Origin of the sequence: Streptomyces sp. NPDC101160 (assembly GCF_044768205.1) — a bacterium.
Classification (GTDB): domain Bacteria; phylum Actinomycetota; class Actinomycetes; order Streptomycetales; family Streptomycetaceae; genus Streptomyces.
The window spans coordinates 48,038-62,224 of sequence record NZ_JBIWPJ010000001.1 but is presented as its reverse complement, the minus strand read 5'-3'; the positions used below and the strand labels follow the sequence as shown (position 1 = coordinate 62,224).

General features: G+C 72.4%; 14 protein-coding genes. 7 read left to right on the top strand and 7 right to left on the bottom strand.

Annotated features, from left to right (window positions below):
- The first annotated feature begins 558 nt into the window (after positions 1–558).
- The 3 genes from ACIRSU_RS00345 to ACIRSU_RS00335 all read left to right on the top strand — a co-directional run bounded on the left by ACIRSU_RS00345 (position 559) and on the right by ACIRSU_RS00335 (position 3,981).
- Positions 559–1,104 (top strand): NUDIX hydrolase, encoded by a 546-nt coding sequence (locus ACIRSU_RS00345; protein ID WP_403787437.1) that lies wholly within the window; start codon positions 559–561, stop codon positions 1,102–1,104.
- Positions 1,105–1,256: 152 nt separating this feature from the next.
- A complete protein-coding gene (locus ACIRSU_RS00340; protein ID WP_403787435.1) occupies positions 1,257–1,841 on the top strand; it encodes a hypothetical protein in 585 nt (194 codons plus the stop codon).
- 103 nt (positions 1,842–1,944) lie between these two features.
- Entirely contained in the window at positions 1,945–3,981 is a 2,037-nt protein-coding gene (locus tag ACIRSU_RS00335; protein ID WP_403787432.1) for a PE-PGRS family protein, read from the top strand.
- A 341-nt stretch (positions 3,982–4,322) separates the two neighbouring features.
- On the opposite strand, the gene ACIRSU_RS00330 is transcribed toward ACIRSU_RS00335, so the two are convergent.
- From ACIRSU_RS00330 to ACIRSU_RS00315, 4 genes are read right to left on the bottom strand one after another with little or no spacing between them, the layout of a single operon-like run.
- Entirely contained in the window at positions 4,323–4,997 is a 675-nt protein-coding gene (locus ACIRSU_RS00330; protein ID WP_403787429.1) for an ATP-binding cassette domain-containing protein, read from the bottom strand.
- Positions 4,994–5,911 carry an ABC transporter ATP-binding protein gene (locus ACIRSU_RS00325; RefSeq protein ID WP_403787426.1) on the bottom strand — a complete coding sequence of 306 codons (918 nt, stop codon included), beginning with the start codon at positions 5,909–5,911 and terminating at the stop codon, positions 4,994–4,996. Before ACIRSU_RS00325 ends, ACIRSU_RS00330 begins: the two co-directional genes overlap by 4 nt.
- A gap of 22 nt (positions 5,912–5,933) precedes the next feature.
- On the bottom strand, positions 5,934–7,712 hold the full coding sequence (locus ACIRSU_RS00320; RefSeq protein WP_403789354.1) for an ABC transporter permease subunit: 1,779 nt from the start codon (positions 7,710–7,712) through the stop codon (positions 5,934–5,936).
- Between the two features lie 50 nt (positions 7,713–7,762).
- On the bottom strand, positions 7,763–9,286 hold the full coding sequence (locus ACIRSU_RS00315) for an ABC transporter substrate-binding protein (protein WP_403787423.1): 1,524 nt from the start codon (positions 9,284–9,286) through the stop codon (positions 7,763–7,765).
- A gap of 44 nt (positions 9,287–9,330) precedes the next feature.
- Here ACIRSU_RS00315 and ACIRSU_RS00310 point away from each other — a divergent pair, with 44 nt between their 5' ends.
- Positions 9,331–9,519, top strand: a complete 189-nt coding sequence (locus tag ACIRSU_RS00310) for a hypothetical protein (protein WP_403787420.1) — start codon at positions 9,331–9,333, stop codon at positions 9,517–9,519.
- Positions 9,520–9,586: 67 nt separating this feature from the next.
- Here the strand turns inward: ACIRSU_RS00310 and ACIRSU_RS00305 are convergent, their stop codons facing one another.
- The gene (locus ACIRSU_RS00305) at positions 9,587–9,826 is read right to left on the bottom strand and encodes a hypothetical protein (protein ID WP_403787417.1); all 240 of its coding nucleotides are present in this window, start codon (positions 9,824–9,826) and stop codon (positions 9,587–9,589) included.
- A gap of 113 nt (positions 9,827–9,939) precedes the next feature.
- Here ACIRSU_RS00305 and ACIRSU_RS00300 point away from each other — a divergent pair, with 113 nt between their 5' ends.
- Positions 9,940–10,743 carry an alpha/beta fold hydrolase gene (locus ACIRSU_RS00300; protein ID WP_403787414.1) on the top strand — a complete coding sequence of 268 codons (804 nt, stop codon included), beginning with the start codon at positions 9,940–9,942 and terminating at the stop codon, positions 10,741–10,743.
- A 123-nt stretch (positions 10,744–10,866) separates the two neighbouring features.
- Here the strand turns inward: ACIRSU_RS00300 and ACIRSU_RS00295 are convergent, their stop codons facing one another.
- The gene (locus ACIRSU_RS00295; protein ID WP_403787411.1) at positions 10,867–11,475 is read right to left on the bottom strand and encodes a superoxide dismutase; all 609 of its coding nucleotides are present in this window, start codon (positions 11,473–11,475) and stop codon (positions 10,867–10,869) included.
- 285 nt (positions 11,476–11,760) lie between these two features.
- Here ACIRSU_RS00295 and ACIRSU_RS00290 point away from each other — a divergent pair, with 285 nt between their 5' ends.
- Entirely contained in the window at positions 11,761–12,087 is a 327-nt protein-coding gene (locus ACIRSU_RS00290) for a hypothetical protein (protein WP_403787408.1), read from the top strand.
- Between the two features lie 45 nt (positions 12,088–12,132).
- Here ACIRSU_RS00290 and ACIRSU_RS00285 read toward each other — a convergent pair whose 3' ends face one another.
- Positions 12,133–13,365 (bottom strand): MFS transporter, encoded by a 1,233-nt coding sequence (locus ACIRSU_RS00285; protein WP_403787405.1) that lies wholly within the window; start codon positions 13,363–13,365, stop codon positions 12,133–12,135.
- 77 nt (positions 13,366–13,442) lie between these two features.
- Here ACIRSU_RS00285 and ACIRSU_RS00280 point away from each other — a divergent pair, with 77 nt between their 5' ends.
- Positions 13,443–13,994: a CGNR zinc finger domain-containing protein gene (locus ACIRSU_RS00280; RefSeq protein WP_403787402.1), complete on the top strand. Its 552-nt coding sequence runs from the start codon at positions 13,443–13,445 to the stop codon at positions 13,992–13,994.
- The last annotated feature ends 193 nt before the right edge of the window (positions 13,995–14,187 follow it).

Here is a 14,187-nt window from a genome sequence, read left to right as displayed (position 1 = left end):
CGAGGTCTGCGAGGCCTGCGAGGCCTGGGCGGGAGAGGCCGCGATGGCGGCTAGGAAGAGGGCGGTGGCGACGGCCATGGCGCGCAAGGTTGGCTCCTGGAGGGGGAGTAGGGGTCGTCCCGTCCGCAACGGGCTGCGCTGTAAAATTGCACATGTCACATGGCTTTTCAATGATTTTGACAGGGACACATCGATTCCCTTTCGTCGCCTGGGGCGGCGCATGCGCCTGGAAGACCGGTTCCGTTCGGCCTGGCGGCAGGGGGAACGGCAGTGGAAACAGGCGCAGGCCCGCCCTGTCGGTGAACTCGCGCAGTTCCCGGAAGCGCCCAACTCGCCCCCGACGCCCGGCTGGCAGCCGTACGCGCCGGAACGAGGGCGCCGCGCAGACATCAGCCACGACCGCAGACGAGAGCTGACAGCTGTGTCCCCACCGGACCCTGACGCCCTGACCGGCGAGGGTCACGCCGGTTGCTCTCGTGGCGCAGTGGGCGCGCGGCGCGCACATTCGTGCTCCCGCGCCGGCGTGGTGTCCCAGGCGCGGCCGCAATACTGGCCGCCATGGCAGAGACCCCCGACACCACCCCGGCGGCCCCGTTCTCCCGGATCAAGATCCGGACCGGGGCCGTCGTGTTCTGCGGCAACGACGTCGCACTCATCCGCCGAGACCGCTCCGACTCCACCCACTACACCCCGCCCGGCGGCAACGTCGAAGACGGCGAAGACCTCCACCAGGCCCTCGCCCGGGAACTCGCCGAAGAGCTCGACCTCGACATCGACCAGGCCGAAGGCGGCGACCTGATGTGGGTCGTCGACCAGCGCGTCACCCGACCCGGCCTGACCCCGCCGCCGCGCAAGCTCCATCTGATCTACCGCCTGCACATCACCCCCGAAGTCCGCGCCACCCTCGCCGAGACCGAGCAGGACGAACTTCCCGACGGCAGCCACGAGGCCGGCGTCATCGAATGGATCGACTACCGCACGACCGTCGAGCTGCCGATCTTCCCGCCCATCGGCCCCGCGCTCGCCGCCCTGCCCGACCCCCGCGCCGCAGTCGCCGAAGTTGCCCTCGAAGCCGTCACTGACGAGAACTACACCTGGGTGTGACTTCGGGCTCCTGACGGTCAGGGCATCTGGTACGTCGAGGCCGGGCTGCGAGGGCCGGGCCGCTCCCTCCAGGTAGCTGCGGAGGCGGAAGCGCAGACAGGCGGCGCAAACTCGCGTGAGCGTGCGGTGCTGGATCTGCAACACTGCCCCGGATGAGTACTTCGAACGCCCTGCCAGTTCTGCGAACCCCTGATCTACGGGACGCTCACCATGCGGTGCAGCGCCTGCTCGGCCTTGCCATCCCCATGGAGAAGTTCCAGGTGAACGCGGAGGCGCGGGCGCTGACGCTCGCCGAGGCGCAGAAGATGGCCGCCGCCTTCCCGGATGCCGTCGTCAGCCCTGACGACCCGTACCGCCCCGAGTCCCGTGATGAGGTCCGGCGCATGATCTCATCGGGGGACCCGCGGACAGAGGCTCTGCTCCCGATCACACTCCACGTTGAGAGCCGGCCGGTCGGATCGATCGAAGAGACGTTCTTCGGTGTGATCGGCTCCGGACCGGGTTCGATCGACTGGGACCTCTTCAGCTGGCCCGCGGTTCCGGAACTCGGCCTGGAGATCCGCAACAAGGACGCCTACGTCCAGATCGCCATCAACAGCCAGGACGTCTACCGGGAGATACCCGCCACGGATCACACGGTCTTCATCCACTTCCGACAGGGTGACGTGGCGCGTGCCGAATGGCTGGCCCAGCAGGTCGGGCTGCAGCCGATCGGGCCGGTGGAGTGGGGCTGGTAGCCGTCGGCAGTGCTCCGGCCCCCCGTCGACGGTGCCGCCGGTGCGCCCACCGCACGTCAGCCCACGTGGTCCGGAGGGCGGCGGGACCCGCGATGATGAACGCATGGGGAGCCGAACCGAACAACTGACGCGCGCGCTGGAGCGAGCCGGGCTTGAGCGGGTGGGTACCTGGTACGTGGACCGGGGGATGCCGCCGAACCGCGCACGCCGGTTGCTCGCGTGGGCGGCTCCGGCGCCGGCCGCCGTGCTGCCTCGCACGGCCACGGACGCGTTCCGGGAGGAGTGGCGGCGACTGGCGTACGCGGCTGGGCTGGCTGATCAGGACGGTGTCGTGCTCGTCGACGGCGGGCAGGCGATCTGGGCGTACGCCCGGCTGGACGCGGAGGCGGACCCGTACGCACTGCTGGACGACGGCGCGGGCGACAGCGCTAGCGCCGGCGACGGCTACGGGTTCCAGACGATGTCGACAGACGGTGAGACGCTGCTCGCTGTGACCGTGGCGGGGGAGGAGATCCGGCTCTCTGTCCTGGACCGCCTGAGCGAGCGGAACGAGGAGGCGGCGCGCGAGGCCGTACGGGAAACGGCGCAGGAGCGCGAAGCGGCATGGGCCTCGCTGTTCGAGCCTTTCGAGAAATGCGCGACAGTCGAAGAATCCGTGGCAGTCGAAGAATCGATGGAGGGAGGGCTGTCCGAGCGGCTCCGCCACGCGTGGGCTCGCGGGCTCGCGCGGAACAAGACCGTGCCGGCCCATCTCCGGCACGGGCTGCTGGGACTGAACGTCTGGAGCCTGTACGGCGCTTTGCCGCCCGAGACGATCGAGGCGGCCCTCACCCATCCGGAATGGAGAGTGCGCGCGACCCTTGCCGAGGTGCATCCGCATCTCACGGGGGAGCACTGGGAGCGCCTGATCCTCGGCGAGGAGCCCGAGAGGCACCGCTGGATCCTGGCCCTGCTCGCCGCCGAACGGCGCGCCGAGGTCTCCGAGGAGGCATGCCGGCAGCTCGCTGCCGACCCGTCCACCCGGGTGCGGCAGGAGGCGGCACGTCTGACCGGCCTGCCCGTACCGGTCCGCCGCGCCCTGGCGGCCGATTCCGACGGCACCGTACGGGCCAACGCGTGCCCGACGGCCTGGCCGTACCTGGACGACGCGCAGCGCCAGGCGCTCCTCGCCGACCCCGTGGCCGGCGTGCGGACCGCTGCCCGCCGTGCCCATCACCAGCAGCACCCGGTCACGAAGGCGGACCTCGACGCGGGTGACCTGCCCGGCGACGTGCTGGAAACGTGCCGCCTGGACCGGGAGCCGGCCGAACACCTCGTCCGCCACGGCGACCCCGCCCAGCGGGCCGCTCTCGCCGAGAACCCGCACCTGGAGCCGGACCTGGTCGCCGAACTCGGCAGGGACGCGGACGCCCACGTGCGGCACCGGGTAGCCCTGCGCCCCGACCTCACAGAGCAGGAACGGGCCTCGATCGATTTCGAGTTCGACCCGGCCTCGCGACAGCACACGCTGCCTTGGGTCGCCGCGCTCCATGACGATCCCGACGCCATGCGTCGCCTCGCCGCCTCCGCGCACCCGCTGATCCGGAGAAGCGTCGCCCGCGCCCCGCACCTCCCGCAGGACGTGGTCGGGAAGCTCGCGGTCGACGAGGACCGGGTCGTGCAGCTCTTCCTCGCGGAATCCTGCGAGGACGCGCCCGCCGACATGCTGCTGCGGGTCTGGAAGTGGTGGACCGGCAACCTCAGCTTTCCCGGTCGCCCGCGCAGCCACCCGAACTTCCCGCGCGAAGGACTCCTGCGGTACGCCGACGACCCGGACCCGCGCATGCGTCAACTCGCACTGGACGACCCCCTGTCGTCCGCCGAGCTCGTGGAACGGTTCAGCCGGGACACGGCCACCGAGGTGCGCTACCGCGCCGCGACCGACCCGCGCCTGACGCCCGCCTCCGCCGTCCGTCTCCTCAGCGACCCGGAGCGACACATCCGGTCCGCCGCGCTACGCGACCACCGGCTGCCCGCGACCGTACTCGTGCCGCTGCTGCGCGACGTGGAAACCGCCGACGATGCCGCGATGAATCCGGCTCTGCCTCCGGACGTGGTCGACCGGATGATCGCGCTCAGTGGTCAGATATCCCGGCCATAGGGCCTGGGACCGATAGTTCGCGGAAGCCGTACCGGCCGACTGGCCCCCGCGGATGGCGGACGACGACCTGGGCAGTCGGCCATCGAGGATGGCGGCCGGAAGCTTCGGCATGTTCCGGAACCGGCGTTCGACGCGATGCGAACCGCCGCGGCCACGCTCGCCGCGAGAACGCGTGCTGTGTGGCCTCCGGCGTCACTGTAGGTGCGCGGCGAGACCCCGGCCGCCCCGGCGATGTCCTCGACCCGCACGTGGTCGGGTCCGCGCCGCCTTCACAGCCATAGCCCAGCGGTATCGGAGGTGACGGGCCCCGCGCCCGAACAACAGAAGCTCCCCGAACGCGTCTACGAAACAACCCTCCCCTCGCTCATCGTCAGGACCCGGTCGCAGACGTGCCGGACCGCCGTGTGATCGTGGGAGATGAAGAGGAACCCGAGTCCCAGACCGTCCTGAAGGCCCATCAGGAGGTTGAGGATCCCGGCACGCAGCGAGGGATCGAGCGCGGAGGTCGGCTCGTCGAGCACCAGCAGCTCCGGCCGGGTCGCCAGCGCGCGGGCGACGACGACCCGCTGGCACTGACCGCCGGACAACTCGTACGGGCGCCGCTCCCCGTGCTCAGAGGTGAGCCCCACGAGCGCGAGGAGTTCGTCGACCCGTGCCGGACCGTCCGCCGGCGACCAGAGCCCGTGTACGCGCAGCGGCTCCGCGATCTGCTCGCGCACGCGGCGGCGCGGGCTGAGCGCCCCGTAGGGATCCTGGAACACCGGCTGCAACCGAGGCCGCAGCGGGCGCAGTTCGCGTCCACGCAGGGCGGTCAGTTCGATCCCGGCGAAGCGGACCGAACCGGAGTGCGGCCGCAGGAGTTGCAGCACCGCCGAGGCCGTCGTCGACTTGCCGCAGCCCGAGGGGCCGACGAGCCCGACGGACTCGCCGGCGGCGACCTCGAAGGAGACGCCGTCGACGACGGTTCGCGCCCCGTACCGCACGACCAGATCGCGCACCTGGAGAAGGGAAGTCACGCCGCAGTCTCCTCGTACGGATGGTGACAGGCGACGCGCCGGCCGTCGACGACCCTGAGCGCGGGTTCCTCGTGCCGGCAGACATCGTCGGCCTGCGGGCAGCGGGGCGTGAACGCGCACCCTGTACCCATCGTCCCGGGGGCGGGCGGGGCGCCGGAGAGTACGGGGAGCCGCGAGCGGTGGGGGAGCCCGGGTGTCGGCAGGGAGGCGAGCAGGCCCCGGGTGTACGGGGCGACGGGACGCCCCAGCACCTCGTCAGCGGAGCCGAGTTCCATGACGCGTCCGGCGTACATGACGGCCACCCGGTCGGCGTGCCGCCGTACGGCCGCCAGGTCGTGGCTGACGAGGAGCAGCGCTGCTCCGGCCGCCGCGCACCGCTCCCTCAGCAGCGCGAGCACCTGTTCCTGCCGCTCGGGGTCGAGCGCCGTCGTGGGTTCGTCGGCCACGACGATCTCCGGCCCGTTGACCAGGGCCGTCGCGATCACCGCACGCTGCTGCATCCCACCGGACAGCGCGTGCGGAAACGCGGCGGCCCACTCCGGCGCGAGGCCGACCTCCGCCAGCGCGCGGCGGGCGGCGGCCAGCGCCTGACCACGCCGCACTCGCGTCACCGACCGGACGGCGAACGCCGCCTGGTCCTCCACACGATGCACGGGCGAGAGCGCCGACATCGCGTCCTGCGGAATCCACGCGAGGCGTCGACCGAGGTCGGCGGGCCCGACCGGTCTGCCGCGCAGGAGCACACGGCCCCCGACCAGAGCCCCGCGCGGCACTGTTCCCAGCAACGCCCGCGCTGTGAGGGACTTGCCCGCTCCGGACTCACCCACCAGGGCGAGGACCTCACCGGCGTACAGGTCGAAGGAGACGCCGCGCACCGCTTCGCCGTCGGCGAAGCCGATCCGCAGGCTGTCCACCCGGAGCAAGGGTTCGTGGGATTCAGACGAGTGCAGCGGCATCGGGCCGGGCCTTCCTCGGTGCGACGACGGAACGGAGCAGGGAGCCGCGGCGCGGCGGCCGGGCGCCGCGGGGCGACAGGCAGACCGCGAGGGCGGCGAGCATCGCCAGCGCCACCGCAGGAGCCAGCGCGGCGACCGGCGCACGCTCGACGTAGTCGGCCGACTCGTCCAGCAGCAGCCCCCATTCGGGCGACGGCGGCTGCGCGCCCAGGCCCAGGAAACCGAGCGACGTGAGCGCGAGCGCGATGCCCGGCAGGCGTACCACCGCGTGCCGGGCGACGGGCCCGGCCACTGACGGCAGGACGTGCCGGGTCCAGACCCACAGCGGCCCGGCGCCGATCGCCCGCTGCGCCACCAGGAAACGCGACGCCCGCGTTTCCTCCACGAGCGCCGCCGCGTGCGCGGCGAGCGGCGGCCAGGACACCAGCGTCACGGCGAGCGCCGCCGCACCACTGCCCGGCCCGGTCACCGCCGCGACCAGCAGCCCCGTGAGCACCGGCGGCAGCGCGTTCGCGACATCCGCAGGCCCGGCCGACACCTGGGGAACGAAACCCAGTACGAGCGCGATCAGCCCGCTCAGGAACGTCACGGCGACGGCCGTGCCGACCGTCGACGCCGCACCGTGTCCGAGCCGCGCCAGCACGTCCCGGCCGAGCGCGTCCGCGCCCAGCGGATGCCCGGCCGAGGGCCTGGCGAGCCGGGCCGCAAGATCCACCGCGTACGGATCGCGAAGGAGCCCCCAGCCGATCACGCCGGCCAGGACCGTCCCCAGCACCAGCGGTACGACGACGGGGATCCGGTGGGGGAGCGGCTGCGGCAGGCTCAACCCGGCCTCCCGCAGCGCGGGCCCGAGAAGCCGGCGCCGTACCAGCGCCGCCGCCGTGCCGACGAGCAGACCGAGTCCGAGCAGGGCGAGCACGCACCCCTGGAGCAGCGGCAGGTCCTGCGAGGTGGCCGCGCCCAGCGCGGTGCGGCCGATCCCGGGGACGGCGAACACCGTCTCGACGGCGACCGCGCCGCCGGTCAGGCCGACGGTCACCATGCCGAACTGGCCCATGAGCGCCGGCAGCACGCGCCGGAGGGCCGCAGCGGTGATCCGGGCCCTGCCGGTTCCCGCCCCGCGCCACAGCTCCACCCAGCGTTCGTCGAGAACGGCGGGAAGGGCGTCGGCGACCAGCCGGCCGAGCAGCGCGCCGGCGGGGATCCCGAGGGCCAGCGCGGGCAGCACCAGATGGGCCGGCCCCGCCCAGCCGGACGTCGGCGCCCACCCCAGCCACACCCCGGCGGTGAGCAGCAGTACGAGGGAGAGCAGGAACTCCGGCAGCGCCGCGAGCACCGCCGCCACCGTCCCGCCCGTCGCCCGGCCCAGGAGCAGCACCGGTGCGGCAAGCAGCGCCCCGACGACCAGGGCGACCAGCAGGGCCGCGCCCATCAGGGTCAGCGACACCCCGAGGCCGGCCGTCACCGACGGCAGTACCTCGGCACCCGACACCCAGGAGACCCCCAGGTCGCCCCGGAGCACCCGGGTCAGCCAGCCGCCGAGGAGACGCGACGGCCCCGCGTCCAGTCCGAGATCGGCCCGGACAGCGGCCAGCGCCTCGGGCGTCGGGGCCTGTTCGGCGGACCGGGCACGCAGCAGGGAGAGCGCCGGATCCCTGCCGGAGAGCCAGGGCAGCAGCCCGACCGTGGTCACCACCGCGGCCAGGGCGAGCACCCGGGGCGCCCCGGCCTGCAGAGCCGAGCGGATCACGCAGGACAGCGCCGGCGGCGAGGCGGTGCGTCCGGCCGGGCCGCGGAATGCGTGGGACCTCACCGTACGTGGGTGTCGACGGTGACCAGCTCGCGCTCGCGCGGGTCGTGCGCGGCGCCGACGACGTGCTCGGCGTCGCCCTGGATGACCCGCTCGTGCAGCAGCGGGACGGCGGCGTCGGTGGCGAGGACAGCGGCCTCCGCGGCGACGACGGCCCGCCGGCGGGCATCGCCGGTGGCCGCCGCCGAGGCGGTGGCGAGCGCGGAGTCGACGGTCGGGTCGGAGAGCTGGGAGATGTTGAAGGAGCCGTCGCCCGCGAAGTCGCTGTACAGGTAGGCGGCCGGATCGCCGGAGTCCAGCACGGTGGCCCGCGACAGGACGAAGGCGTCGAACTTCCCCGCCAGGGCGTCCGCCTCGATGTGCGCGTACTCGCGCACATCCAATTCCACCCTGAACCCCGCCTTGCGCAGCTGCTGTTGGAGGAGCTGGGCGACCTCGGGCAGTTCCGCGCGGTCGGTAAAGGTACCGATGGTGATCGTCGCGCCCTTAGGGTCCGACGCGGCGGTGTGCCGTACCGGGGTGCGCAGCGTCGCCGCCCAGGGCAGGGCCGGCCCGAGCAGCCCGCGGGCGAGGTCCGCCCGGCCCTCGTACACACCGGAGACGAGGCTGCGGGCGTCGACGGCCTCGCGGGCGGCGGCCCGCAGCGCCGGATCACGGAAGACACCGCGCCCGGTGTTCAGGTAAAGGGTGTTGGTCCGGGGCATCGGGACCTCGGTGATCAGTTCCTGCTTCAGGAGCCGGGCCTGGGAGACCGGGACCGCCTCGACGATGTCGGCCTCGCCGCTGCGCAGAGCGGCGGCCCGGGCGGTTCCGTCGGGCACGTAACGCACGTCGATGCCCGCGGCCTTGGCCCGGCCGCCCCAGTAGCGGTCGTAACGGTCGAGCGTCGCCGACGCGGCGCCGTCGGCGCGCACGAGAACGAACGGCCCCGTCCCGGCGCCGACCGGGTCGACGGCCCTGCCCCGGTACGCCTTGGCGGCCAGGATCGACAGCTGAGGCGAGCTGAGCCGTTGGGGCACCAGGGGGTCCGCCAGCGCCGTGGTCACAGTGACCGTGTGCGGGCCTTGTGCCCGCACGGCGAGCTCGACGCCGTCGAGGATCCGCGGCTTGGGGGAGGCCGTCGCGGCGGTGGTGAGGGAGCGGACGACATCGGCGGACGTGAGCGGAGTGCCGTCGTGGAAGGTGACGCCCCTGCGCACGGCGAAGGTCCAGGTACGGCCTTGCTGACGCCACCCGGTCGCCAGCGAGGGGACGGCGTCGCCGTCGCGGTCGAGGCGGACGAGGGTCTCGGCGGTGGACCAGCGCGACAGCTTGAAGGCGTCGTCGGACAGCGGCGACAGCCCGGACCGCGGCGGCTGCATCATCGCGACCCGTATGCGCCCGTCGCCGTTTCCTGCTCTGTCGCCGGCCGCGGTTCCGCCGCCGGCGAAGCATCCGCCGAGCAAGGCGGAGGCGCTGATGAGGGTGAGGGTGGTGAGCAGGACGCGGCGGAGTCTGTGGGTGCACAGGACAAGGCGAGACACGGGATTCCTCAAGAGTGCGGAGGGGACGCCCCGACCCTAGCAGAATGAAAATCGTTTTCAGTACGGGGCCTGCAACATGGCCACTGGCCCGTCTCGTCCTCGCGGTGGCGGCGGTGTACCTGCTCGCCCGACTGGCCTTCGATACCCTCGACTTGCCGCTGCCGAGCACCATCGCCCTGCGGGCGATCATCGCCCGCCCGAAGTCGGCCCGCAGCCCCCCGGCCGGCGCCTGACCCTCTGTCCGCCGCGGCGAGAGGAGGGTCGGTCGGCGGTTTCCGCCGACCGCCGAGGCCGCCTCGGTCACCCGATCGGTGGTGCGAGGTATTCCAGCGCATAACCCTCGCCGGAGGGGGTTACGTGGGCGAAGCCGGGTGAATCGAGGTGGGAGCCGGCTACGAAGTGGTCCGGCTGGATCAGCCGTTCGAGGAGGGCCGCTCGCGCGGCGCGGGCCTGGGGCTGGTCGCCGTCGAACTCCCAGGCCACGTTCGGCCGATCGAACTGGAGCCTGATCGGGTGGCCCGGCGGGTGCGATGACGTCACGATGAGGGGGAGGGGGCCGATCCCGCTGTCGGCTGCCCACCTCCGGGGAGCCGGGGCAGCGGGTAGCCGAGGCAGCGGCCCGGCGTGCAGACGCGTGCGGAGAGGACGACCCGATGGACCCGACGGACGTCGCGTGGGACCTGATCGTCTCGGGGCCGGCCGATGCCCGGCAGACCGTACTGCTGCTCCCCGGTGGACTGAACCCCGCCCGGTCGTACGCCGAGGTGATGGCCGAGCCCGCGCTCGCCCGCACCCGACTGGTCGCCGCGACGCTGCCAGGACACTGCGGAGCGGCACCACCGGAGGACTTCACGATCGGCACCCTGGTCCGGCACACCGCCCGGCTGGCCGACGAGCAGGCCAGCGACGTGGTGGTGGGATTCAGCATGGGAGCCACGGTCGCGCTCGAGATGCTCGCGACCGGCGCGTTCACCGGCCCGACCGTGTTGTTGGGCAGCAGCATGTCGCCCGCGGACGAACCCGCCTTCTTCCGGGCCATCTGCCGACTGGGCGACGTCCTCGGCCCACTTCCCGCCGCCGCCCTGCTGAAGCTCATGGGCCCGGCCTCGAAAGGCATGCGGGTCTCGCCCGAGCGCCGGGCCGAGCTGCTCGCCGACCTGCGAAGCAACGATCCCCGCACGGTGCGCCGCATCTTCCGGGGCTACCTGGACCACCTCCGCGGGCACGAGCACACGGCCGAGCGGCTGTGCGCGGCCGGAGTACCGGTCTGGATCGTGCACGCGGAGAAGGGCGACGGCGGGCTCACCGCCGATGAGCGGCGCACGTTGGAGGCCTGCCCGCACGCGACGGTGGTCACGATCCCCGGCACCAGCTACTTCCTCCCCAACGAGGAGCCGCGACGGATCGCGGAGCTCGTGGTGGATGCGCTGGCCGCCGCGGGACCGGAGCCTTGCTGAGACCGACTCATTTCGCCGTGCGTGTCGCGTGTGACGGACCTGGCCGGACGGCCGTCGAAACGAGCCGGTGGGCCGGGAGGCGTGCCGGCTTCCCGGCCCACCGGGCCATGCCGTGAGGGCGCGTCAGACGCCGGCTGCCGCGGTGTAGCGGGCGATGACGTCGTCCCAGTTGACGAGGTCCCAGAGCTTGGTGACGTAGTCGGGACGCACGTTCTTGTACTGCAGGTAGTAGGCGTGCTCCCAGGCGTCGAAGACCAGCAGCGGCGTGGTGCCCTGGCCGACGTTGCCGTGGTGGTCGTAGACCTGCTCCACGATCAGGCGCTTGCCGAGCGGCTCCCAGGCGAGCACACCCCAGCCCGATCCCTGGACGGACGCGGTCGCCACGGTGAGCTGCTTCTTGAACTGCTCGAAGCCGCCGAAGTGTTCGTCGATGGCGTCGGCGAGAGCGCCGTCGGGGCGGTCGCCGCCGTCCGGGGAGAGGTTCTGCCAGAAGATCGAGTGCAGGACGTGGCCCGAGAGGTTGAAGGCGAACGTCTTCTCCAGCCCGACCAGCCCGGTGGGCGTGATCTGGTCCTTCTCGCGGGCCTCGGCGATCTGCTCAAGGGTGTCGTTGGCGCCCTTGACGTAGGCGGCGTGGTGCTTGGCGTGGTGAAGCTCCAGGATCTGCCCGGTGATGGCCGGCTCCAGCGCGGCGTAGTCGTAGGGCAGGTCGGGAAGCGCGTAGGTGCCCATCAGGCACGTCCCCTTTCCGGGTGGGTGATCGTCCGGGGACAGCCTAAGCCTTTATTGCGACTGACTTGCAACAACGTTATGAATGCATCAGCATGATCCGTGGCGGGGTCGGCCCGTCAGTCTTCGGTGTCCGAGCGCCATCTGTCCGTCCGGCGTGTCCTCCCCGGAGAGTGATCGTCTTCTCACCCGGCACCCGCCGGTCCCGGCCGACCCCGCTCTGGCGTGGGACGACCTCAGCCCGGGTGCGGTGGGGGGACCGTCATGCGGCATGAGGAGAATGCTCGGATGACCGCCTTCGACATCTACGGCACGAACGCCTACACGGCCAAGGAGTTGTCCGGCCTGCTCGCCGACCGACTCGCCGTGACCTTCGCCTCGCGCGAGAGCGACTACCTCGGCGCCTACTTCCTTGCCACCCTCGCCGATACGACCCGTATCCAGGTCCAGCCGAACGCCATTCCCGGCGACGACGGGGAAGACGATCTCTACGAGGACGAGCACCCCGGCCTGCCGGTCCTCCTGCTCGTCACATCGCCGGCTGCCGACGGGTCACTCAGAGACGAACTCTCGGCGATCGACGGACTCACCCGGATCAGATCGGCTCGAAGCTGAGTCAGAAACCGAGTGCCGACAGCGCCCGTTCGCCGGCCGGGTTGCCTACCGCCTCGCGGTTCCCGCGGCCGGGCTGCGCGTCGCCTCCGTGGCATTCAGGAGGCGGGGCGGCTGCGGTGTCACCCGGAGGTGCAGGGCGGCGAGGAGCAGGCAGAGCGCGGCCATCGTGGACCACAGTGTGGTCGTCCCCGTACGGGCCAGCAGCTGGGTGCCGAGGATGGGGGCGAGCGTCGCGGCGACGCCCCAGCTGGTGCCGAAGACGGCCAGGTATCGGCCGGTTGCGCCGGGCGGTGCGAGGTCGGTGACGAGCGCGTAGATGCGGCCCATGACCAGCAGGTCGCCCAGGCTCCACACGGCGGCTGCGGTGAGCAGTGCGGGCAGGGTGCGGGCGAGGGCGTAGCCGGTCAGTCCTGCCGCCAGGAGGAGATGGGCGAGGGCGAGTGCGGCGGGTGTCGTGAGCCGGCTCGTCCAGGGCAGCCGGATCAGCGGCTGGGCGAGCACGGTGGTCGCCGCGGTGGCGGTGAACAGCAGTCCGGCGTCGGCGGCGGGCAGGCCCTGTCGTGTGAGCGCCAGTGGCATGGTCATCACGGTCTGCTGGTTGATCAGCGCGTAGGCGGTTCCAGTGGCCAGGACGCTCAGCAGGGCTCGGTCCCTCAGCGGTCGGACGGTGGTGCGGTCCTGGTCGGCTGCGCGCGGTGCCGGACGGTCATGGGGAAGAGCGAGCCGGATCAGCAGCGCACAGGCCAGGCAGGTGACGGCGTCCGTGACGAAGAGCCATCGCAGGTCCCAGCGTCCGACGAGCGCGGCGAGCAGCCCGGCGCCCATGCCACCTGCCGCGAGCGCGGCGCTGAACAGGCTGAACGCGCGCACTCGTTGCTGTTCCGGGACGGACTCGCCGATGATCGCCTGGCTGGGTGGCTCGTAGAGCTCGAAGGCCAGGCCGAGCAGTACCGCCCCGGTGACCGCCCAGGTGAGCGATGTCGAGGCCGCGATCGCCAGCTGCGCCACGGCGCATCCGCAGAGGCCGAGCACGATGGTCGTGCGTCGGCCGATACCGTCGGCGAGTCGTCCCCCGGCCAGCCGTGAGGGGATGGTCGCGATCCCGAAGGCGGCGCTGACCAGCCCGGCAGTGGTCAGGCTCGCTCCGTGGTCGGCAGAGATCAGCGCGGTGAGGAAGGGCAGCGAGAAGGCTCCGAGTCGGTTGACGATCCGGGCGAGCAGTAGCAGGCGGACGGTGCGGGGCAGCGGTGCGGAGCGCGGCACAGCGCCTCCCGTCACTGGTCAATCGTCTATTGTCGGTGACGAGCACCGTAGGCGGGCGAAAGGTAACTGGTCAAGTGTTGTTCGACAGTCACATGCGTACCCTGCTCGACGCCTCGGCGGCGCTCGTCAACGCACTGACCGACGGCCAGGCCCGCGGCCGTCACTACCTCGCCCCCCAGGGCGCCGAGCGCGTCGGCGCGGTCCGCGCGGCACTCTCCGCCGGGGCAGACCTCGGACTCGACGACGCCAACCGGCTGGCCGAAACCGCCCGCGTCCTGCGCACCGTGTTCGAAGCCGTGGCCGCCGGCCGCCTCGACGACGCGGCTCCGGCCCTCAACACGCTGCTCTACGAGACCGGCGCCCGCCCCCAGCTGGACCGGGCCCCCGGGGAGCCGTGGCAGGTCCACTTCCACGGCGCGGACGACTCCTACGCCGTCGGCTGGAGCGCCGGCTGTGCCACCGGCCTCGCCATGGCACTCGGCGGCGACTACTCCGGCCGCCTCGGCGTCTGCGCGGCACCGCGCTGCGACCGCGTCTACGTGGACACCTCCCGCAACGCCGGCCGCCAGTTCTGCTCGACGGCCTGTCAGAACCGCGTCAAGGCAGCGGCGTTCCGCGCGAGACGCGCGAGCGGCGAGGGGTGAGCGGCCATCTCTGCGCCGAGGCTGCCGGGACGCCCGCTCAGCACCTCGAACGCCTCCTGCCGGCGGGCAGGGTCTACGCTGTGACTCGCGGCCACCGCGTGATCTTCAGTCCTCACACACCGATGATCAACAGTGGCCGCGCCCGTCTTCACCGCCCCTCGGTCACGACGCGCGAAGACGGGGCCGCATCCCT